Raw genomic sequence first — 24,388 nt, forward strand, 5'->3', positions numbered from 1 at the left:
TCACGCACGATCTCCACGGGCGGTCCCGGCCAGCTTCTTGGCCAGCACCGCCCCCATCTCGGCGAGCGGCTCCGGCCGCATCAGGTCGTTGTGGGAGGTGGCGACGGTGTGGATCTCCAGCCCGCCGTCGACGTGGTCCAGCCAACGGTCGGGGTCGCCGACCGGGTCGACCGTCGCGGCGAACATCACCGCCCCCGCCCGGCAGCGGCCCGTGAGCGCCTCCGCGTCGGCGCGGAAGCTGTTGGCCATCACCTTCTGCAGACGCCGCATCCGATCCGTCGACAGGCCGGCGAGGTCGTTGCCGGAGGACCGCACCGCGGCCATGACCGTGTCGAAGTCGACCGGACCGTCCAACTCCGACGCGTCGACGCCGGCCGCCGCCAGGATGCCGTCGAGGAACTCCCGCTCGGAGAAGCTCGCGCCCGCCTCGACCTCGGTGCGCGGGTAGGCGTCCAGCAGCGCGAGCAGCTCGACCTCCTGGCCCGCGGACTCCAGCAGGACGGCCATGGCGTGCGCGATCCGCCCGCCGAGCGACCACCCCAGCAGCCGGTAGGGGCCCTCCGGCTGCACCGCGCGGACGCGGGCCACGTAGTCGGCGGCCATCTCCTCGATCGACTCCGGCAGCGGGTCGTCGTCGCCGAGACCGGCCGCCTGCAGGCCGTACAACCCGACCCCCGCGGGCAGGTGCTCGGCGAGACCGGCGTACGGCCAGCTGAGCCCGCCGAGCGGGTGCACGCAGAACACCGGCGCACCCTCGCCGCCGGAGCGCAGCGGCAGCAGCCGGCCCAGCGGCCCCGCCGCGTCGCCCCGTCCGAGGCGGACGGCCAGCGCCGCCACCGTCGGCGCCTCGAAGATCGACACCACCGACATCTCCACGCCCAGCCGGGCCCGGACCCGGCTGATGAGCCGGGTGGCCAGCAGCGAGTGTCCGCCCAGCTCGAAGAAGTTGTCGTCGATGCCGACCGTGTCATGGCCGAGCAGCTCGGCGAAGATCTCGCAGAGCGCCGTCTCGGTCCCGTCGCGCGGGGCTCGGCTCGGCCGGCGTTCCAACTGCCGGGGCGCGGGGAGCGCCTTCTTGTCGACCTTCCCGTTGGGCGTGACCGGAACGGTGTCGATCGCCGTGTAGTGCACGGGCACCATGTGGTCGGGCAGCACGGTGGCGAGGTGGTCGCGCAGTGCCGCCAGGTCCACCGGCGTCGCCGGATCGGCGCGGGTGACGTACGCGGCCAGCTGCAGGTCGCCCGAGGGCGCCTTGTGAGCGGTCACGATCGCGGTGCCCACCGCGGGGTGCCGCGCGATCGCGTGCTCGATCTCGCCGGGCTCGATGCGCTGTCCGCGGATCTTCACCTGGTCGTCGGTGCGGCCGAGGAACTCGATCACCCCGTCCCGGGTGATCCTGGCCAGGTCGCCGGTGCGGTAGAGCCGTGATCCGGGCGGGCCGAACGGGTCGGCGACGAACCGCTGCGCGGTCAGGTCCGGCCGGCCCAGGTAGCCGTGCGCGAGCTGCACGCCGCCCAGGTACAGTTCGCCGCTGCTGCCGACCGGGGCCACAGCGAGCTGGGCGTCCAGCACGTAGGTCCGGGTGTTCCAGATCGGCCTGCCGATCGGGACCACCACGCCGCCGGAACCGGTGGCGCAGTCCCAGGCGGTCACGTCCACGGACGCCTCGGTCGGACCGTAGAGGTTGTGCAGCTCGGCCCCGAGCAGTGCCCGGAACCGGTCGCGCAGTCCGGCGGGCAGCGCCTCGCCGCTCACGAGGACGCGGCGCAGGCCGGTGCACCGGGCGGCCTCGGGCTCGGCGAGGAAGACCTCCAGCATGGACGGCACGAAGTGCGCCGTGGTGACGCCCGTCTCCCGGATCAGCCGGGCCAGGTAGCCCGGGTCCCGGTGCCCGCCCGGCCTGGCGGCCACCTGGACCGCGCCGGCCACCAGCGGCCAGAAGAACTCCCAGACCGACACGTCGAACCCGGACGGGGTCTTCTGCAGCACCCGGTCGTCCGGGCCGAGCCGGTAGGCGTCCCGCATCCACAGCAGCCGGTTCACGATGCCCCGGTGCGGCACGACGACGCCCTTGGGCCGGCCGGTCGAGCCGGAGGTGTAGATGAGGTAGGCGGGGGAGTCCGGCAGCGGACCCGGCAGCGCGCCGGCGTCGGCCGGCAGGGCGTCCGACGCCTCCTCGGTGCCGGGGTCGTCGAGCACGACCAGGTGCTCGACGGTCTCCTCGGTGCCGTCGGGCAGCCTCCCGCGCGCATCGCGGGTGGTGACCACGACCGCCGGGGCGGCGTCGGCCAGCAGGTAGGCGATCCGATCGGCCGGGTAGTCCGTCTCGACCGGCAGGTACGCCGCGCCCGCCTTGATCGTGGCGAGGAGGGCGACGGTCAGTGCGGCCGAGCGGGGCACGGCCACCGCGACGACGTCGCCGCGGCGTACTCCGCGGGTGGTGAGCAGTGCGGCCAGCCGGGTGGAGCGTTCGTCGAGTTCGGCGTAGGTGAGGTGGGCGTCCTCGGCCACGATCGCGGGCCGGTCCGGGGTCCGCGCCACCTGGGCGGCGAACAGCCCGGCGATGGTCTCCGGCTCGAAACCGGACGCCGTCGCCGGCGGCAGCTCCAGCATCCGGCCGGTGTCGTTCCACTCGGTCAGCAACTGCTCGCGCTCGGCGGAGCCGAGGATGTCGATCCGGCTGAGCGGCACCGCCGGGTCGGTGACACCGGCGGTGAGCAGCCGGACGAACCGCTCGGCGAGGCGCGCCACGGTCTCCTCGTCGAACAGGTCGGCGCTGTACTCGATGGACATGTCGATGCCCGCCGGCGCGCCGTCGAGGTCGGTGCGTTCGATGAAGTTGAAGCCGAGGTCGAATTTGGCGGCGCCGAGTTCGCCGTCGATGGGGTGGGCGGTCAGGCCGGGCAGGTCCAGGGATGCCTGGGCGTTGTTCTGCAGCACGATCATGACCTGGAACAGCGGGTGGCGGGCCAGGGAGCGGGTGGGTTGGAGGGCGTGGACGAGTTGTTCGAAGGGCAGGTCCTGGTGGGCGTAGGCGGCCAGGTCGGTGGTGCGGGTGCGTTCGACCAGTTCGCGCAGGCCGGGGTCGCCGGAGGTGTCGGTGCGCAGCACCAGGGTGTTGACGAAGAAGCCGACCAGGTCGTCCAGGGCGGTGTCGGTGCGGCCGGCGATGGCGGTTCCCAGGGGGATGTCGGTGCCGGCGCCCAGTCGGGAGAGGAGTCCGGCGACGCCGGCCTGCAGGACCATGAACAGGCTGGAGCGGGTGGAGCGGGCCAGGCCGGTCAGGTCGCGGTGGAGTCGGGCGCCGAGTTCGGTGGTGACCAGGCCGCCGCGGTAGCTGGAGACGGCCGGGCGGGCTCGGTCCACCGGGAGGTTGAGTTCGTCGGGGAGGCCGTCCAGGGCCTGGCGCCAGTAGGCGAGTTGGGCGGCGATGGGGGAGTCGGGGTCGTTCTCGTCGCCGAGGGTGTCGTGCTGCCACAGGGCGTAGTCGGCGTACTGCACGGGCAGTGGCTGCCAGGTGGGGGCGGTGCCGGTCAGGCGGGCGCGGTAGGCCTGGCCGAGGTCGCGGGCGAGGGGGGCCTGGGACCAGCCGTCGCCGGCGATGTGGTGGACCACCAGGCACAGTACGTGTTCGGTGTCGGTGAGGCGGAACAGGGTTGCGCGGACGGGCAGGTCGGTGGCGAGGTCGAAGCCGGTGGAGGCGGCCCGGGCCAGCGCGGCGGGCAGGTCCTCGGCGGTCACCTCGGTCACATTCAGGGGCAGGGTGGCGTCCTGGGCGGGGATGATCTGCTGCCAGGGCCGGCCGTCGGTGTCGGGGAAGACGGTGCGCAGTGATTCGTGGCGGCCGATCAGGTCCTGCAGGGCCGCGCCCAGTGCGGTGGTGTCCAGTGTTCCGGTCAGGCGGACGGCCAGGGGGATGTTGTAGGTGCCGCTGGGGCCTTCCATGCGGTTGAGGAACCACAGTCGGCGTTGGGCGAAGGACAGCGGGATCCGTTCGGGGCGTTCGGCCGGGCGTACCGGGGGGCGTCCGCCGGTGGCCGAGTCCACCACCCGCTCCGCCAGCGCCGCCACCGTCTGCGCGTCGAAGATGTCCCGGAAGGGCAGTTCGATGCCGAAGGTGGAGCGGACCCGGCTCACCAGCCGGGTGGCCAGCAGCGAGTGCCCGCCCAGGTCGAAGAAGCTGTCGTCGATGTTGGTGACCGGCTTGCCGAGCAGCTCGGAGAACAGCCCGCACAGCGTCTGCTCGATGTCGTTGCGGGGGGCGCGCGCCGCGCTGTGCCGCGGCTCGGGCAGTGCCGTGCGGTCGATCCGGCCGTCCGCGGTGCGGGGGAAGGCGTCGACCGCCATGTAGTGCACGGGCACCATGTGGTCCGGGAGCACGGCGGCGGTGTGCTCCCGGAGCGCCCCGGCGTCCGCGGGGGCCTCCGGGTCGGCGGGCGTGTGGTAGGCCACCAGCACGGCCTCGCCGCGGCGGCCGGGGCGGGCGGCCACGACCGCCGCGTCGACCGCGGGGTGCCGGGCCAGGACGTGCTCGACCTCGCCGGGCTCGACGTGCCGGCCGCCGACCGTGACCCGGTCGTCGGTGCGGCCGAGGAGTTCGATCACCCCGTCCCGGGTGATCCTGGCCAGGTCGCCGGTGCGGTAGAGCCGTGATCCGGGCGGGCCGAACGGGTCGGCGACGAACCGCTGCGCGGTCAGGTCCGGCCGGCCCAGGTAGCCGTGCGCGAGCTGCACACCCCCGATGTAGAGCTCGCCGCCGCTGCCGACGGGCAGCGGTGCGAGATGGGCGTCCAGCACGTAGACCCGGGTGTTCCGGATCGGCCGGCCGGCCGGAGCGTACGCGCCGGCCGGCCCGGTGGTCCCGTCCCACGCCACGGCGTCGAACGACGCCTCGGTCGGCCCGTGCAGCACGTGCAGCTCGGCCCCGAGCAGTGCCCGGAACCGGTCGCGCAGTCCGGCGGGCAGCGCCTCGCCGCTCACGAGGACGCGGCGCAGGCCGGTGCACCGGGCGGCCTCGGGCTCGGCGAGGAAGACCTCCAGCATGGACGGCGCGAAGTGGACCGTGGTCACCTCGGCGCGCCGGACCAGCCGGGCCAGGCGGACCGGGTCGCGGTGGCTGCCGGGCTCGGCGACCACCTGGGCGGCTCCGGCGACCAGCGGCGCGAACAGTTCCCAGATCGAGACGTCCAGGTCGGCGGGGGCCTTGTGCAGCACCCGGTCGTCCGGGCCGAGCCGGTGGGCGTCCCGCATCCACAGCAGCCGGTTCACGATGCCCCAGTGCGGCACGACGACGGCGCGCGGGCGGCCCTCCGGGTCGGAGGTGTAGACGAGGTAGGCGGGGGAGTCCGGCAGCGGACCCGGCAGCGCGCCGGCGTCGGCCGGCAGGGCGTCCGGCGCCTCCACGGTGCCGGGGTCGTCGAGCACGACCACCTCGGCACCGGTGTCGGGCAGGACGGAGTGGACGCCGCGCGTGGTGACGATCGCGGCCGGGGCGGCGTCGGCCAGCAGGTGGGAGATCCGCCCGGCCGGGTGGTCCGTCTCGACCGGCAGGCACACCGCGCCGGCCCGCAGCACCGCCAGATGCCCGACGGTCAGTGCGGCCGAGCGGGGCACGGCCACCGCGACGACGTCGCCGCGGCGTACTCCGCGGGTGGTGAGCAGTGCGGCCAGCCGGGTGGAGCGTTCGTCGAGTTCGGCGTAGGTGAGGTGGGCGTCCTCGGCCACGATCGCGGGCCGGTCCGGGGTCCGCGCCACCTGGGCGGCGAACACCTCGGGAACGGTGCCGGGCGCGTCGGACTCGACGGCGTGCCCGGTGTCGTTCCACTCGGTCAGCAACTGCCGCCACTCACGCGGTTCGAGCAGGTCGAGCTGGCTGAGCGGCATCGACGGGTCAGCGACCCCCAGCGACAACATGCGGACCAGGCGCCGGGCGAGGCGCGCCACGGTCTCCTCGTCGAACAGGTCGGCGCTGTACTCCACCGTCACCTCGACACCGGCGGGAGCACCCTCGGCGTCCTTGCGTTCGATGAAGTTGAAGCCGAGGTCGAATTTGGCGGCGCCGAGTTCGCCGTCGATGGGGTGGGCGGTCAGGCCGGGCAGGTCCAGGGAGGCCTGGGCGTTGTTCTGCAGCACGATCATGACCTGGAACAGCGGGTGGCGGGCCAGGGAGCGGGTGGGTTGGAGGGCGTGGACGAGTTGTTCGAAGGGCAGGTCCTGGTGGGCGTAGGCGGCCAGGTCGGTGGTGCGGGTGCGTTCGACCAGTTCGCGCAGGCCGGGGTCGCCGGAGGTGTCGGTGCGCAGCACCAGGGTGTTGACGAAGAAGCCGACCAGGTCGTCCAGGGCGGTGTCGGTGCGGCCGGCGATGGCGGTTCCCAGGGGGATGTCGGTGCCGGCGCCCAGTCGGGAGAGGAGTCCGGCGACGCCGGCCTGCAGGACCATGAACAGGCTGGAGCGGGTGGAGCGGGCCAGGCCGGTCAGGTCGCGGTGGAGTCGGGCGCCGAGTTCGGTGGTGACCAGGCCGCCGCGGTAGCTGGAGACGGCCGGGCGGGCTCGGTCCACCGGGAGGTTGAGTTCGTCGGGGAGGCCGTCCAGGGCCTGGCGCCAGTAGGCGAGTTGGGCGGCGATGGGGGAGTCGGGGTCGTTCTCGTCGCCGAGGGTGTCGTGCTGCCACAGGGCGTAGTCGGCGTACTGCACGGGCAGTGGCTGCCAGGTGGGGGCGGTGCCGGTCAGGCGGGCGCGGTAGGCCTGGCCGAGGTCGCGGGCGAGGGGGGCCTGGGACCAGCCGTCGCCGGCGATGTGGTGGACCACCAGGCACAGTACGTGTTCGGTGTCGGTGAGGCGGAACAGGGTTGCGCGGACGGGCAGGTCGGTGGCGAGGTCGAAGCCGGTGGAGGCGGCCCGGGCCAGCGCGGCGGGCAGGTCCTCGGCGGTCACCTCGGTCACATTCAGGGGCAGGGTGGCGTCCTGGGCGGGGATGATCTGCTGCCAGGGCCGGCCGTCGGTGTCGGGGAAGACGGTGCGCAGTGATTCGTGGCGGCCGATCAGGTCCTGCAGGGCCGCGCCCAGTGCGGTGGTGTCCAGTGTTCCGGTCAGGCGGACGGCCAGGGGGATGTTGTAGGTGCCGCTGGGGCCTTCCATGCGGTTGAGGAACCACAGTCGGCGTTGGGCGAAGGACAGCGGGATCCGTTCGGGGCGTTCGGCCGGGCGTACCGGGGGGCGTCCGCCGGTGGCCGAGTCCACCACCCGCTCCGCCAGCGCCGCCACCGTCTGCGCGTCGAACAGGGCGCGCACCGGCAGTTCGATCTCGAAGACGCTCCGCACCCGGCTCACCAGCCGGGTGGCCAGCAGCGAGTGCCCGCCCAGATCGAAGAAGTTGTCGTCGATCGAGACCGAGGGCACGCCGAGGGCCTCGGCGAACAGCCCGCACAGCACTTCCTCGTGCGGCGTCCTGGGCGCACGGCCCCCGCCGGATACGGCGGTCAGGTCGGACACCGACGCCCCACCGGTCGCCTCCGGGGCCGGACGGGGAACCGTCCACCCCTCCGGCAGCGCCACCGACGCCGTCACCTCGGCGACCGGCCGCGCGCCGTCCTCGGCGACGGCTTCCAGCAGCCGCTCCAGGCCGGCGAGGAGGCCGTTGGCGGTGTCCTGGGTGAACAGGCCCTCCCGGAACCCCAGCCGCAGCTGCATGCGCTCGCCGGGCACGACGATGAGCGTCAGCGGGTAGTGCGTGGCGTCGGCGCCGCGGACGCCGGTGATGGTGAGGTCGCCGAGCGAGCCCTGCAGGGAGTCCGCGTCCACCGGGTAGCTCTCGAAGGCGACCAGGCTGTCGAACAGCCGGCCGTGCCCGGCAGCGCGCTGGACCTCGGTCAGCCCGATGTAGTGGTGGTCCAGCAGGGCCGACTGCTCGTCCTGGACCCGCAGCAGCAGGTCCCGCAGCGACTCCTCCCCACCGAGCCGGACGCGCACCGGCACGGTGTTGATGAACAGGCCCACGATGCTCTCGACGCCCTCGATCTCGGGCGGACGGCCGGAGACGGTCGCGCCGAACACGATGTCGTCGGCGCCGGTGAGCCGGGACAGCAGCAGGCCCCACGCCACCTGCACCATGGTGTTGACGGTGATGCCGAGCCTGCGGGCGAGCGCGGCCAGCTCCGCGCTCCGCGCCGCGGACAGGTCGGCGGTGACCTGGCCGGGCAGCGCGGCGACGTCGTCCCCGGCCTCCGGGGCCACCAGGGTGGCGCCGTCGAGGCCGTCGAGCGCGGCACGCCACGCGTCGAGCCCCGCCTGCTTGTCCTGCTTGCGCAGCCACGCCAGGTACAGCTTGAACGGCGGCGCGGGCGGCAGACCGGCCGCGTCGCCGCCGCGCTGGTACAGCTCGAACAGCTCGCCGAGGACCAGCGGCATGGACCAGCCGTCCAACAGGATGTGGTGGCAGCCGAACATCAGCCGCCAGCTGCGCTCGGCCAGGCGCACCACCGTGAACCGCAGCAGCGGCGGGTCGGTGAGGTCGAAGCGCACGGACTCCTGCGCCGCGACCAGCTCGGCCAGCCGCGCGGCCCGCTCGTCCTCGCCCAGCCCGGACAGGTCGTGCACGACGACCGGGGTCTCGAACTCGCGCGGGACGACCTGCACCGGCCTGCTGAGGTTCTCCGACAGGAAGCCGGCCCGCAGGTTGCTCCGGCGCACCAGCAGCGCCCTCACCGCGTCGCGGAAGACGTCCAGGTCGAACGGGCCCTCGAAGTCGATGGCCAGCCGCACGGTGTAGACGTCCAGCGCGTCCCGGTCGTAGGTCGCGTGGAAGAGCATCCCCTCCTGCAGTGGAGCGAGCGGAAGGATGTCCTCGAAGAGTTCCTTGTTGGTCACTGGGTCTTCCTCCACTCCGCTTCCAGCACCCCGATGTCGTCGAGTTCGAGGTCGATCAGTGACAGGTCCGACGGGGTGAGGTCGGCGGGCCGCTGCTCGCCCGCGTGCTCGGCGAGCGCGGTGAGCGCACGGAACCAGCCGTCGGCCAGCCGGCGTACGTCGCCGGGGTCCAGCAGGCGTCGCGGCCACGTCCAGTTGGCGACCAGCCGCGGGCCGTTCGGGGTGTCCTCGACGAGGACGTTGAGCGACACCGAGTGCGATGCCGGCATGTCCGGGTCGCCGCCGAGTTCGCGCAGCACGTCGCCGTCCGCCGACATGCTCCAGTCGTCGGTGTCGGCGTCCCCGGCGACCGCCGCCCGGCCCAGGTAGTTGAAACCGAACTGGGGCGGGTCGAACCCGGCCAGTTCCTCCCGGGTGCGCGGGTTGAGGTGGCGCAGCAGGCCGAAGCCGATGCCCTCGTCCGGCATCTCCCGCAGCGTCTCCTTGACCCGGGCGAGGGCCTTGCGCAGCGCGGCGGAGTCGGTGAACACCCGGCCCCACGAGACCGGACCGAGGTCCAGCCGGACCGGCGCGAGGCTGGTGAACCAGCCGACGGTGCGCGAGATGTCGAGGTCGACCCCCTCCGGGATCTGCCTGCCGTGGCGCTCGACGTCCACCAGCACGGCGGTGCCGGCGCCCAGCCCGCTGCGCCGCCGCCAGTCGGAGACCGCGAGGGCGAACGCCGTCAGCAGTACGTCCTCGACGCCGCAGCGCGCCGCGGTGGGCACTGCGGTCAGGAGCCGCTCGGTGACCTGCTCGGTCAGGGTCAGGGCGAGCGCGTCCTGCGTGCCCATGGTGTCGACGGCCGGGTCGCGCGGCTGCGCGGTCACCGGCACGTCCTCGTCGCGGAGCTGGTCGGCCCACCAGGCGACCTGGGCGGCGCGGGCCGGCTGGGCGGCCAGTTCGGTGAGCCACTGCGCCCAGCGCCGCCACGAGGTTCCGACCGGCTGCAGCGCGGCCTCCCGGGACTCGGCCGCCGCCTGCCACGCCGCGGCGAGGTCGGGCACGAGGATGCGCCAGGACACCCCGTCGACGGCCAGGTGGTGGCCGGCGACCAGCAGTCTGCCCGGCTCCTGCGGGCCGGCGTCGAACCACACGACCTGCAGCATCGCGCCGTCCGTCGGCGACAGGCGGGAGACCGCCTGCTCGGCGTGCATGACGATCGCGGCCCGCGTCTTCTCGCGGTCCGCACCGGCGACGTCGACCCGCGTGACGCAGTCGGCGGCGTTCACCGCGCCGCGCGGCCGGACCTCGTAGGACCACTGGCCGCCGGTGACCGTCAGCCGCAGCCGCAGCGCGTCGTGGTGGTCGAGCACGGTGCGGACGGCGGCGGTCAGCGACTCCGCGTCGACCTGTGCGGGCACCCGCAGCAGCACCGACTGGTGGAACCGCTCCATACGGCCGCCGAGTTCGCGCAGCCAGTGGGTCATCGGCGTGAGGGGCACCTCGCCGATGCCGGCGTCCGGGTCCTCGGGGGGCAGCTCGTCGACGGTGCGGGCGACCGCCGCGAGGGCGGCGACCGACTTGTGTTCGAACACGTCCCGGGGGGTGATGACCAGTCCGCCCTTGCGCACCTGGCCGACCAGCTTGATGGAGACGATGCTGTCGCCGCCGAGTTCGAAGAAGTTGTCCTCGACGCCCACCTCGGGCAGCCCGAGGACCTCGCGGAACGCCTCGGCGAGGATCTCCTCGGCCTCCGTCGCCGGCCCCTGGCCGGTGCCGCCGGTGGTGAGCTCGGGTGCGGGCAGTGCCGCGTGGTCCAGCTTCCCGTTCACCGTCAGCGGCAGGGCGTCCACCACGACGAACGCCTGCGGCACCATGTACTCCGGCAGCCGCTCGGCCGCCCGGGCGCGCACCGCCCCGACCTCGCAGCCCGCCTCGCCGTCGGGCACCAGGTAGCCCACCAGCTGCCGCACTCCGGGCCGGTCCTCGCGGACGACGACCGCTGCGCCGTCCACGCCGGCGCAGCCCGACAGCACCGACTCGATCTCGCCGAGTTCGATGCGGAAGCCGCGCAGCTTCACCTGGTTGTCCCGGCGGCCGACGAACTCCAGCTGTCCGTCGGCGAGTCGGCGCACCACGTCGCCGGTGCGGTAGAGCCGGGAGCCCGGTGCGCCGAACGGGTCGGCGACGAACCGCTCGGCGGTCAGCCCCGGCCGGCCCAGGTAGCCGCGGGCCAGCCCGACCCCGGCCACGTACAGCTCGCCGGGCACGCCGACCGGGCACGGGTTCATTCCGGCGTCCAGGACGTACACCCGGGTGTTGGCGATCGGCCCGCCGATGGGCGGGGTGACCGTTCCGTCCACCGGGCCGCTGGCGGTGGCGCACACGGTGGTCTCGGTCGGCCCGTAGGCGTTGATCACCCGGCGGCCCGGCGACCACCGGGCCGCGAGGTCGCGGGGGCACGCCTCGCCCGCGGTCACCAGGGTCAGGCCGGGCGGCGCGGCCTGCGGCTCGGCACCGGACAGCGCCGTCGGGGTGAGGGTGGCGTGGGTGATCCCCTCGGTGCGCAGGAAGTCGGTGAGCGCCTCGCCGAGCACCGGGCCGTCGGCCGGGGTGAGTACCAGCGCGGCGCCGTTGAGCAGCGCCATCACCGTCTCCCAGGCGGCCGCGTCGAAGCTCGGTGCGGCGAACTGCCCGACCCGGCTCTCGGCGCCCACACCGAGCCACCGGGCCTGCCAGGCGGCCAGGCTGCCCAGCCCCCGGTGCGGCACCACGACGCCCTTGGGACGCCCGGTGGACCCGGAGGTGTAGATCACGTAGGCGGGGTGGTCGGCGGAGAGCGGGACCCGCCGTTCCGCATCGGTGACCTCGGCCCCGGACAGGCCCGCGAGCGCGTCGACGACCGCGGGGCCGTCCAGGATCAGCGGATCGGCGACCTGCCGCGGCAGCCGGTCGGTCAGCTCGGAGACGGTGACCACGAGCGCGGGGTCGCTGTCGCGGACCATGTAGTCGATCCGGTCGGCCGGGTGGTTCGGGTCGACCGGTACGTAGGCCGCGCCGGCGGTCATCACCGCGAGCAGGGCGGTGGTGAGGTCGACCGACCGCGGCAGCACCAGGGCGACCCGGTCCTCCGGCCCCACCCCGCGCTCGATCAGCAGCCTGGCGAGCCGGTTGGCCCGGTCGGCCAGCGTGGCGTAGTCGACGGTGACCCGGTCGGAGACCACCGCGGGCCGGTCGGCGAACGCGGCGGCCCGTTCGGCGAACAGGGCCGGGACGGTGCCGGCGGACACGGGCCGGTCGGTGTCGTTCCAGCCGGTGATGAGCTGTTCGCGCTGCTCGGGGGAGAGGATCTCCAGTCGGCGGACCGGCCGGGTCGGGTCGGCCGCGGCGGCCCGCAGCAGCGTCACCAGGTGGGCGGCGATGCGCTCCGCGCTCTCCCGGTCGAACAGGTCGGTGCTGTAGTTCAGGATGCCGGAGATCCCGCCGGCGTCCTCGGCCAGGCTGAGTTCGAGGTCCACCTTGGCGACCGGCAGCAGCACCTCCTGGGCGGTGACCCGCAGGCCGGGCAGCTCGATGTCGCGGATGTCGTTGTTCTGGTAGGCGAGCAGCACCTGGAACAGCGGGTTGTGCGACAGCGAACGGTCGGCGCCGACGAGGTCCACCAGCCGCTCGAACGGCAGGTCCTGGTGGGCGTAGGCGCCGAGCGCGGTCGCGCGGACCCGGCGCAGCAGGTCGACGAAGCTCGGGTCGCCGGAGACGTCGGTGCGCAGCACCAGGGTGTTGACGAAGAAGCCGATCAGGTCGTCGGCCGCGGCGTCCGTCCGGCCGGCGACCGGGGTGCCGATCGGGATGTCCTCCCCGGCGCCCAGGCGGGACAGCAGCGCGGCCAGGGCGGCCTGGAAGACCATGAAGGGAGTGGTGTCGGTCTTGGCCGCGAGCGTCCGCAGGCCCTCGTGGAGTTCGGCGTCGATGCGCACCGGCACCGAACCGCCCCGGTGGGTGGCCACCGGCGGGCGCGGACGGTCGGCCGGCAGCTCGATCTCCTGCGGGGAGCCGGCGAGCTGCTCGCTCCAGTACGCCAGTTGGGCGGCGGCCGGGCTGTTCTCGTCCCGCTCGTCGCCCAGCACGTCCTGCTGCCACAGCGTGTAGTCGGCGTACTGCACGGGCAGTGGCCGCCAGGTGGGGGCGGCGCCGGTCAGGCGGGCGCGGTAGGCCTCGCCCAGGTCGCGGACGAGGGGGGCCTGGGACCAGCCGTCGCCGGCGATGTGGTGGACCACCACGCACAGCACGTGCTCGTCGTCGGTGAGGCGGAACAGCCAGGCGCGCACCGGCAGGTCGACGGCGAGGTCGAAGCCGGCGGAGCCCGCGGCGTCCAGCGCGGCGGACAGCCCCGCCTCGGGGACGTCGGAGACCTCGATGGCCACGGTGGCCTCTTCGACCGGGACGACCCGCTGCCACGGCTCGCCGTCGGCGTCCGGGAACACGGTGCGCAGCGCCTCGTGCCGGCCGACCACGTCGTTGAACGCGGCGGTCAGCGCCGCCACGTCCAGCGCGCCGGTCAGCCGCACGGCGAACGGGATGTTGTAGGTGGCGCTGGGGCCCTCCATGCGGTTGAGGAACCACAGCCGGCGCTGCGCGAACGACAGCGGCACCCGCTCCGGCCGGTCCGCCGGACGCAGCGCCGCCCGGACGGCCGTCGGGGAGTCGGTGAGCCGGACCGCGAGCGCGGCCACGGTCGGTTCCTCGAAGACCGTGCGGATGGGCAGTTCGACACCGAGGACCGCACGGACCCGGCCGACGAGGCGGGTGGCGAGCAGCGAGTGGCCGCCCAGCTCGAAGAAGTTGTCGTTCACCGACACCGAGGGCAGTCCGAGCACCTCGGCGAAGAGCCCGCACAGCAGTTCCTCGTGCGGCGTGCGCGGTCCCCGCGCCTCCTCCGCGTCGTACTCGGGAGCCGGCAGCGCCTTCTGGTCGAGCTTGCCGTTGGTGGTCAGCGGCAGGGCGTCCAGCGCGACGATCGGCCGCGGCACCATGTACTCCGGCAGCCGCTCGGCCGCCCACGTCCGCAGTTCCTCGGTGTCCAGCCCGGCCCCCGCGGCCGGCACCGCGTAGCCGACCAGCTGCCGCACTCCGGGCCGGTCCTCGCGGACGACGACCGCGGCCTGGCCGACGGCGTCGTGGCCGGCGAGCACCGACTCGATCTCGCCGAGTTCGATGCGGAAGCCGCGCAGCTTCACCTGGTTGTCCCGGCGGCCGACGAACTCCAGCTGTCCGTCGGCGAGTCGGCGCACCACGTCGCCGGTGCGGTAGAGCCGGGAGCCCGGTGCGCCGAACGGGTCGGCGACGAACCGCTCGGCGGTCAGCCCCGGCCGGCCCACATAGCCGCGGGCCAGCCCGACCCCGGCCACGTACAGCTCGCCGGGCACGCCGACCGGGCACAGCCGCAGGTCGCCGTCGAGCACGTAGACCCGCTTGCCGTCGAGCGGACCGCCGATCGGCACCGGGTCCGGTACGGGCTCGCCCGCGGGCAGCTTCCGCGCGCTGGCCATGACGGTGACCTCGGTCGGCCCGTAGGCGTTCACGACCGTGGTCTCCGGGCAGGCTTCGAGCACCCGGCGCACCGACGCGGCGGTCAGCGCCTCGCCGCCGGTCCACACCTCGCGCAGCGGCCGGAACGTCTCCGGCGCCTCGGCCGCGATCAGCCGGAACAGTCCGGTGGTGAACAGCGTGGCGGTGATCCGCTCCTCGACGAGGGTGCGGGCGATGGTGGCGACGTCCAGCTCACCGGGCGGGCCGACCACCAGGGTGCCGCCGTTCAGCAGCGGAATCCACATCTGGTAGGTCGAGGCGTCGAACGCGTGGGCCGACTGCAGCAGCACCCGCTCCTGCGCGCCCCCGGCGAACCGGCTGTCGGCGGCCAGGTCGCCGATGCCGCGGTGGGTGACCGCGACGCCCTTGGGCAGACCGGTCGAGCCGGAGGTGTACATGATGTAGGCGACCCGCTCCGGGCCCGGCGGCATCGGCACGCCGCCTTCGGGGACCGGGTGGTGGTCGGGCAGGTCTCCCTGTTCCAGGATCAGCGATACCCCGCTGTCGGCGAGGACGTGGTCGCGCCGGGCCGGCGGCCAGCGGTGGTCGATCGGCACGTACACCGCGCCCGCCCGGATCACCCCGAGCACGGCGAGCACGAACTCGACGGAACGGTCCATGGAGATGCCGACCGGCTCCTCGTCGCGCACGCCGCGGTCGCGCAGCCAGGCGGCGATCTGCTCCACCCGGTCGGTCAGCTCCGCGTAGGTCAGCGACCGGCCGCCGCACACCAGCGCCTGCCGCTCCGGCGCCTCGGCGGTCCGCAGCGCCAGCAGCTCCGGCAGCGTGCGCGCCGGGGCCGGTGCGGGAGCCGGGTTCCCCTCGTCGAGCAGCAGGGCCCGCTCGGCGTCGCTCAGCAGGTCGATCGCGCCCACCGGCACGGTCGGGTCGTCCACGAAGGACTCCAGCACGGTGACCAGCCGGGTGCTGAGCGCCTCGATCTCGGACGCGTCGAAGGCGTCGGGCCGGTAGGTGAAGCGCAGTTCGAGCGAGGGGCCGGGCATGACCATCAGGGCGAGCGGGTAGTGCGCGCCGTCCGTGGAGAAGACGTCGGCGACCGACAGCCCGCCGGGCAGGGTCAGCGCGGCCGGGTCGACCGGGAAGTTCTCCAGCACGGTGAGGGTGTCGAACAGGTCGCCGTGCCCGGCGGCCCGCTGGATCTCCGCCAGGCCCAGGTACTGGTGGGCCATCAGCTTCCGCTGTTCCTCCTGGAGCCGCCCGCACAGCGCCGGCAGCGTCTCGTCCCGCCGGACGCGGACCCGCACCGGCACGGTGTTGAGGAACAGTCCGACCATGGTGTGCACGCCGGGGATCTCCGGCGGCCGGCCGGCGAGGGTCATGCCGAAGGTGACGTCGGTGCGGTCGGTCATCCGGCCCAGCAGCAGGCCCCACGCGGCCTGCACCACGGTGTTGAGGGTCAGGCCCAGCTCGCGGACGCGCTGCGTCAGCCGGGCGGTCGTCTCCGGCGACAGCCGGCCGCTGACCTTGCTGGGCAGCACCGAGGTGGACCGGTCGTCGGGCATCGCGGCCAGCATGGTGGGTCCGTCGAGCCCGTCGAGCGCACCCCGCCATGCCTCGGCGGCGGCGGCGCGATCCTGCTTCGCGAGCCACGCCAGGTGGTAGCGGTAGGGCGTCACCGCAGGCAGCGCCGTGGCGTCGCCGCCCGTCGCGTACAGCTCGAACAGCTCGCGCACCAGGATCGGCGCCGACCAGCCGTCCAGCAGGATGTGGTGGTTGGTGACCAGCAGTCGGTGCCTGTCCTGCGCGGTGCGCACGACGGTGAACCTCAGCAGCGGCGGCCGGCGCAGGTCGAAGCGGGCGGCCCGGTCCCGCTCGGTGACCTCGCGGAGCGCGGCGTCCCGCTCCTCCTCGGGCAGGTCGGTCAGGTCGACCTCCCGCCAGGGCAGCTCGACCGACTTCGGAATGAACTGCAGGGGGCGCGCCCCCTCGTGCCGGAAGCCCGCGCGCAGGTTGCCGTGCCGCTCCAGCAGGGCACGCGCGGCGGCGTGCAGGGCGGGCACGTCCAGCGGTCCGTCGATGTCCATGCCCAGCTGCATGACGTAGACGTCCGGGCCGGTGCGGTCGTCGTACTGCGCGTGGAAGAGCAGGCCCTCCTGCAGCGGGGTGAGCGGCAGTACGGCTTCCAGCGACGAGTTGTGCTCCGTGCTCATTCCGAAACGCTCCAATTCGACTGGAACTGGTCGAGCTCGTCCTGCGAGACCAGGGGGATGTCCCACTCGCCGTCGGCCGCCCGGTCCGCCCGGTCCGTGTCGTCGGACACCTGTGCGGCCGCCGCGGCGATGGCGCGCACGGTGCGGTGCGCGAACACGTCCTGCGCGGTGAACCGCAGGCCCTCCGCCCGCGCCCGGCTGACCAGTTGGATGGAGACGATGCTGTCGCCGCCCTGACGGAAGAAGTCGTCGTCCGCCCCGACCCGGGCCAGCCCGAGCACTTCGGCGAAGAGCCGGGCGACGATCGCCTCCTGCGGCGTGGCGGGCTGCAGTTCCGAGGCGGGCGCCGCCACGTCGGGCGCGGGCAGCGCCTTGTGGTCGAGCTTCCCGTTCGGGGTGACCGGCAGCGCGTCCAGCAGCACCAGCGCGGTGGGCACCATGTAGTCGGGCAGCCTCTTGGCCAGCGCCTCCCGCAACTCGGCGACCAGCACGCCGTCCCGGCGCCCGGCGAGCGGGTCGTTGGCGTACCGCTCGGGGACCGCGTCCGGCAGGTACAGGTCCCGGTAGGCGGGCACCGTGCCGTCCGCGTGGGCGGCCGGTACCAGCACCGCGTCCAGCCGGCCGTCGACCGCCCCGGCCGTCCAGGTGACCAGCGCCCGGTAGCCGACCGGGGAGCCCACCTCGTGCAGGGCGTTCACGTCGACCCCGCCGGGCACCTCGATGCCGTCGATCTCGGCGACCGCCGTCAAGTCGGTGGTGAGCCTGCCGTTGGGGATGCCGGTGACCCGCAGCGCCGCCGGGCGCTCGTCGCGCAGCCGCGCGGCCAGCCCGGCCAGGCCGCCGACGTCCTCCCAGGCGACGGCCGGCGCGGCCGCCAGCGAGACCGGCGCGGCCGGCCGCTTGTGCAGCACCACGTCGTAGCGGTAGCGGCTGAGCTCGTTGTCGTACTCCCCGCGCTTGATCCGGACGTCGGCGCCGCCGAAACCGTCCAGGACATCGGCGAGGGAGTCGAACAGGGCGGGGTCGACCAGCAGCTCGGTCTCGCGCTCGACGGCCCGGTCCACCGCGTACCGCGCGGCGGCGGCGCTGTCGCCGGGGCTGGAGGTGCGGTGGACGGCCGCCCGCATGCAGCGCAGCAGCCGCAGATCGCGGATGTCGCCGAGGAAGACGGCACCGGTGTCGCCGAGCAGGGAGAACGCCTTGCCGATCACGTCGACCAGGTAGTCCACGCTCGGGAAGTACTGCGCCACCGAGTTGATCACGACCGTGTCGAACGTCCCGGCCGGCAGGTCGTCCAGCACGTGCGCCGGGCAGGCGGTGAACCGGGTCCGCTCCGCCAGCACCGGGTCCGCCGCGGTCTGGCGCCGCAGTGTCTCGATCACCGTGTTGGACAGGTCGGTGCCCCAGTAGAGCTCCACGTGCGGCGCGACCGGCGCCATGATGAGCCCGGCGCCGACGCCGATCTCCAGCACCCGGCGCGGCTTCAGCTCCAGGATCCTCTCGACGGTCGCCGCCCGCCAGGCCCGCATGTCCTCCTCGGGCAGGACCGAACCGTCGTAGCTGCTGTGCCAGCCGCTGAAGTTCTCGCCGAGCGGCGGGCCGTCCTGGGCCGCCGCGCCGTACACCTCTTCGTTGATGACCTGCCACTTGTCGACCTGATCGGTCTCCAGGCCGATGTCGCGGGAGCCGTCGCCCTGTTCGGCGGGCACCACGTAGCCGACCAGCTTGCGCTCGCCGGGCCGGTCCTCGCGGATCACGACGGCCGCCGAGGCCACCTGCGGCTGTTCGGTCAGCGCGCTGGAGATCTCGTCCAGCTCCACCCGGAAGCCGCGCAGCTTCACCTGGTCGTCGGCCCGGCCGACGAACTCCAGCTGCCCGTCGGAGCGCCAGCGCACCACATCGCCGGTGCGGTACATCCGCTCCCCCGGCGCGCCGAACGGGTCGGCGACGAACCGCTCGGCGGTCAGCCCCGGCCGGCCCAGGTAGCCGCGGGCCAGGTTGATCCCGGACACGTACAGCTCGCCGACGACGCCGGCCGGGACCGGGCTGAGCCTGGGGTCCAGCACATACGCCCGCGCGTTGGCGATCGGCGTGCCGATCGGAGGGGGGACCGCGCCCGACAGCGGCTCGCTCATCGTGGCGCACACGGTGGTCTCGGTCGGCCCGTAGGCGTTGATCATGCGGCGGCCGCGGGACCACGTCCCGGCCAGCTCCGCCGAGCACGCCTCACCGGCGACCGTCAGCGTCATGCCGGCCGGCACCGCGGCCGGGTCCAGGCCGGTCAGGGCCACCGGCGGGATCGTCGCGTGGCTGATGCGGTGCTCGGTCAGGAAACGGGCCAGTTCGTCACCGAGCAGCAGGCCGCCGCCGATCGGGAGCACCAGCGTGGCGCCGCTGAGCAGGGCGATGCAGGTCTCCGACACCGCGGCGTCGAAGCTCGGCGCCGCGTACTGGACGACCCGGCTGTCCGGCCGGACCGCGAACCGCTCGACCTGCGCGGCGGCGAGATTGCCGATGCCCCGGTGGGTCACGACGACGCCCTTGGGCCGGCCGGTGGAGCCGGAGGTGTAGATGACGTAGGCGGGATGGTCGACCGAGACGGCGTCCCGCCGCTCCGCGTCCGACAGCGCGGCGGCCGGCCGCCGCGCGATCTCCGCCGCGGTCGCGGCGTCGTCGACCACGACCCGGGCCACGCCGGGCAGCACATCCTCGGCCATCCCCGCCACCGCGGCGGTGGTCAGCAGCAGGGCGGGCGCGCAGTCACCGGCCATGAAGACGACCCGCTCGCGCGGATAGCCGGGGTCGACCGGCACGAACGCCGCACCCGCGGTGACCACGGCGAGCTGCGCCACGACGAGGTCCACCGACTTCGGCATGACCAGCAGGACGCGGTCCTCCGGGCCGACCCCTCGGTCGACCAGATGCCTGGCCAGCCGGTTGACCCGCTCGCTCAGCTCGGCGTACCGCAGTTCGTCGTCGCCCGCGATCACCGCGACGGCGTCGGGGGTGCGCTCGGCCTGCGCGGCGAAGAGCGCGGGCAGCGTGTCGACGCGCACGGCGCGGCCGGTGTCGTTCCAGTCGACGAGGATGCGCCGCCGTTCGTCGGCGTCGAGCACGTCCAGTTCGCTCAGCCTGCTGTCGGGCCGTCCGGTCGCCTGGTCCAGCAGCCGGACCAGGCGGCTGATGAGCAGCTCGACGGTCGACCGGTCGTACAGGTCGGTCGCGTACTCGACGGCACACGCCATGTGGCCGTCGTTCTCGTCCTCGCCCTGCACCTCGCGGAAGTCGAAGAGCAGGTCCAGCTTGGCGGTGTGGGTGATCGCGGGTTCGATCCACGCGTCGAGGCCGGGCAGGTCCAGCACCGGGGTCTCGTTGTTCTGGAAACCGAGCCCGATCTGGATCACCGGGTGCCGGCCGGCCGAGCGCTCCGGGTTGAGGGCCTCCACCAGTCGTTCGAAGGGCAGGTCCTGGTTGGCGAAGGCTGCCAGGCCGTCCGTGCGGGCCCTGCCCAGCAGGTCGGCGAAGAGCGGGTCGCCGGTGAGGTCGGTGCGCAGTACCAGGGTGTTGACCAGGAAGCCGACCAGGTCGTCCAGCGCCTCGTCGGTGCGTCCCGCGATCGAGATGCCCAGCGGGATGTCCTCCCCGGCGCCGAGCTTGCTCAGCAGCGCCGCCAACGCGGTCTGCACCACCATGAACGGGCTCACGTCGTACTCGCGCGAGCACCGCATCAACTGCTGGTACTGCCGGTTGGAGAGCTCGAAGCGCAGCGTCTCGCCGCGGTAGGAGGCGACGGCCGGCCGGGGCCGGTCGGTGGGCAGGGTGACCTCCTCCGGCAGCCCGGCCAGGTACCGCTTCCAGTACGCGAGCTGGCCGGAGATGGCCGAGTCCGGGTCGTCCTCGTCGCCCAGGATCTCGCGCTGCCACAGCGTGTAGTCGGCGTACTGCACCGGCAGCGGCGCCCAGTCGGGGGCCTTCCCCTGGCAGCGGGCGGTGTAGGCGGTCTGGAGGTCGCGGGTGAGCGGCACCAGGGACCAGCCGTCGCCGGCGATGTGGTGCACCGGCATGAGCAACGCGTGCTCTTCCTCGGACACGGCGAACAGGTGTGCGCGGATGGGCGCCTCGGTGGCCAGGTCGAACCCGATGCCGGCGCGTTCGGCCATGGCGTCGGCCAGCCGGTCGGCGGCGATGTCGGTCACGCTCATGACCGGTGTCGCCTCCTCGGCGGACAGGATGTGCTGGCGCGGCGTGCCGCCGGTGTCGGGGAAGACGGTGCGCAGGCTCTCGTGCCGGGCGACCACGTCGCCGATCGCGGCCTGCAGCGCCTCGCGGTCCAGGGAGCCGTTGAGCCGCACCACGAGCGGGATGTTGTAGGTGCCGGCGCCGCCGTCGATCTTGTCGACGAACCACAGCCGCAGCTGGGCGAAGGAAAGGGGGATCTCCTCCGGTCTGTCCATCACGGTCAGCGGGCGCCGGGCCTTGGGGACGTTGCCGTTGCCGGCCAGCCAGGCGATCAGCGAGGCCGGTGTCGGCGCCTCGAAGACGGTGCGGATGGCGAGTTCGACGCCGAACGCCGCGCGGATCCGGCTCACCAGCCGGGTCGCCAGCAGCGAGTGGCCGCCCAGATCGAAGAAGTTGTCGTCCATGGAGACCGACGGGACGCCCAGGATCTCCGCGAAGAGACCGCAGAAGATCTCCTCCTCCGGGGTGCGGGGCGCCCGGCCGCCGGCGGCGGCGGCGAGGTCCGGGGCGGGCAGGGCCCTGGTGTCGAGCTTCCCGTTCGTGGTCAGGGGCAGCGCGTCCAACTGGACGAACCACGACGGGACCATGTGGTCGGGCAGCGCGGCGGCGGCGTGCTTGCGCAGCTCCGCCGTCTCCAGCGCGACCCGGCCGCCGCGGCCGTCGGGGCCGCCGACGACGTAGGCCACCAGCCGCTTGTCACCGGAGGCGTCCTCGCGGACGGTGACCGCCGCCTGCCGGACGTCGGGATGGCGCAGCACCGCGGACTCGATCTCGCCCAGCTCGATGCGGAAGCCGCGGATCTTGACCTGGTGGTCGGCCCGCCCCAGGTACTCCAGGTTCGGGCTGCCGTCCGGGGCCCAGCGGACCATGTCACCGGACCGGTACATGCGCTGTCCCGGCGGCCCGAAGGGGTCGGCGACGAACCGGGTGGAGGTCAGGTCCGGGCGCCCCAGGTAGCCGTCCGCGACGGCGGGCCCGCTGACGTACAGCTCACCGAGCACCCCGGGCGGGGACGGGCGCAGCGCGGTGTCGAGGACGTAGACGCGCAGGTCGTCGATGCCCAGGCCGATCATGCTGCCGGTGCCGGCCGTCGCGTCGGCCGCCGTGAGCGCCAGCTCGGTGGTGTGCACCGTGGTCTCGGTGATGCCGTACATGTTGACCAGCCGCGGACTGTCCTCGGCGTGCCGCTCGTACCAGTCGGCCAGTCGGCCGATCTCCAGCGCCTCGCCACCGAAGATCACGAACCGCAGGGCGAGCTCGCCGCCGACCTCCGGGTGGTCCCGGTCGGCCTGGATCAGCTGGTAGAAGGCCGACGGCGTCTGGTTGAGCACGGTGACCCGCTCCCGGACCAGCAGCCGCAGGAGGTCCTCGGGCGAACGGCTCACCGCGAACGGCACCACCACGAGCGTGCCGCCGTACAGCAGCGGACCCCAGATCTCCCACACCGAGAAGTCGAAGGCGTAGGAGTGGAACAGCGCCCACACGTCGTCCGGTCCGAAGCCGGTCCACCGGTCGGTCGAACCGAACAGCCGGATCACGTTCTGGTGGGCGACCATGACGCCCTTGGGCCGGCCGGTGGAGCCGGAGGTGTAGATGACGTAGGCGACCTGGTCGGGCAGGATCGGACCGCCGCGTTCGTAGTCCTCGACCGGGGCGGCCGGCAGCGCGGCGAGTTCGGCCTCGGTCTCCGGGTCGTCCAGCCCGATCTCCGGCACGTCCACGGCCAGTTGGGCGAAGGCGTCGCGCTGGGCGGTGATCACCGCGGCGGGCTTGGCGTCGCCGAGCATGTAGGACACCCGGTCCGCGGGGTACTCCGGGTCGATCGGCAGGTAGGCGGCGCCCGCCTTCAGCGTCGCCAGCAGCGACACGATCGTGTCCGTCGAGCGCGGCACCGCCAGCGCGACGAGCTGTCCGCGCCGCACGCCGCGGTCGATCAGCAGCCGGGCCAGCCGGTTGGACCGCATGTCCAGTTCCCGGTAGGTCAGCGACCGGGCGCCGGCATCGTCGGGGCACACCACCGCCGTGTTGTCCGGATGCGAGGCGACCGCCGCGGCGAACCGCTCGGGCAGGGTCGCCTTCCCGACCGGTTCGAACGTGGACGCCGCGCCGCCCCACACGTCGACCAGGCGCGTCAGCATCTCGGGCTCGACGATGTCCAGGCTGCCGATCGGGCGGTCGGGGTGCTCGGCGAGCTCGCCGAGCAGCCGGGTGATCAGGCGGTGGTGCCGCTCGACCGCGTCGGGGGCGTACACGTCCGGGTTCGCCGACACGTCGAGCTGGAAGCCGCCGTCCTGCTGGGCGTACACGATCAGGGAGAAGTCGTCGTCGTGCCCGGCGATCATCGGCCGCACGGTCGCCGGCAGCTCCGCGAAGTGCAGGTTCGGCGCGACGACGCTCAGGTTGACCCGCGGCCCGATCAACCGGCCGTCCGAGCCCAGGAGCTTGAGGTCGCGCCGCAGGTCCTCGTAGCGGTAGCGCTTGTGCCGGGACGCCTCGCGCATGCGCTGGTGCGCGTGCCGGATGAGCTCGTTCGCCGTCATGTCCGGACGCACCGTCAGCCGCACGCCGACCACGTTGGAGACCATGCCGGGCACGGTGCGCGCCACGGTCGTCGAGCGGGCGGCGACCGACAGCGCGATCACCACGTCGCTGCTGCCGGTGATCCGGCCGGTGTACGCGCCGACGGCGGCCAGCACGGCGGCCGGCCAGCCGACGCGGACGGCACGGGCCGCGTCGCGGATCCGGGCGCCCGTGCCGGGCATGACGTGCCGGGTCCCCCGCACCAGGCTGGTCGGCAGTCCGGTCGGGCGATCGCCGAGGCTGGCGGCGGTCGGCTTGTCGGCGAACCGCTCGGTCCAGAAGTCCCGGTCGGCCTCGAAAGCGGCGGACCGCCGGTAGGCCGACTCGTCGTCGATCAGCTCGCGCAGCGACGGGAACGCGCCGGCGGTGGGGTCCTCACCGGCGACGAGCCGCGTGTAGACCTCGGCGAGGCGGGCCGCGACGAGGTTCGCGCCGAAGCCGTCCATCACCAGGTGGTGGTAACGGTGGTAGAAGAAGAAGCGGTCGGCGGCGACCTTGATGAGCGCGAACCGGTACAGCGGGCCCTCGAACACGTCCACCGGGGTGTTCGCGTCCGACCACATCCACGCCTCGGCCTCCTGCTCCGGCCGGTCCTCGGCGCTGAAGTCCAGGACGTGCAACGGCTGTGCCGACCAGTCGGCGACCGGCTCGACCACCTGCACCGGGCCGGTCCCGTCGTCGGTGAACCGGGCGCGCAGCGCCTCGGCCTCGGTGACGACCCGGCGCATGGCGGACACGAACAGCTGCGGGTCGACGGCTCCCGCTATTTCCAGGCACAGGGCCGCGTGGAATGTCGCGTTCGGACCGCTCAGGCTCTGCGCGTACCAGATTCCGGCCTGGCCGGCGGTCAGTGGCAGAACCGTGGCTGACGAGTCAGACATCTGTCCTCTGTTTCTTCGGGCCAGGCCGATCTGGGTGTCCGGTCAGGGGGCCAACGGTCGGCAGGACGGACGACTTCGGTC

At 73.7% G+C, this 24,388-nt stretch carries 3 protein-coding genes; all 3 read right to left on the reverse strand.

Going from position 1 to position 24,388, the window contains the following annotated elements:
* Genes QPK52_RS25800 through QPK52_RS25810 form a run of 3 tightly spaced genes read right to left on the reverse strand, consistent with a single transcriptional unit; the run spans position 1 to position 24,307 of the window.
* A complete protein-coding gene (locus QPK52_RS25800; RefSeq protein WP_410539891.1) occupies positions 1-8,865 on the reverse strand; it encodes an amino acid adenylation domain-containing protein in 8,865 nt (2,954 codons plus the stop codon).
* Positions 8,862-16,607, reverse strand: coding sequence for an amino acid adenylation domain-containing protein (locus tag QPK52_RS25805; RefSeq protein ID WP_410539892.1), 7,746 nt, complete (start codon positions 16,605-16,607; stop codon positions 8,862-8,864). The genes QPK52_RS25800 and QPK52_RS25805 overlap by 4 nt, the downstream gene beginning before the upstream one ends.
* On the reverse strand, positions 16,604-24,307 hold the full coding sequence (locus QPK52_RS25810; protein WP_410539894.1) for an amino acid adenylation domain-containing protein: 7,704 nt from the start codon (positions 24,305-24,307) through the stop codon (positions 16,604-16,606). The genes QPK52_RS25805 and QPK52_RS25810 overlap by 4 nt, the downstream gene beginning before the upstream one ends.
* Between the last annotated feature and the right edge of the window lie 81 nt (positions 24,308-24,388).

Source organism: Streptomyces sp. KL2, from assembly GCF_046529545.1.
Taxonomy (GTDB): domain Bacteria; phylum Actinomycetota; class Actinomycetes; order Streptomycetales; family Streptomycetaceae; genus Streptomyces; species Streptomyces radiopugnans.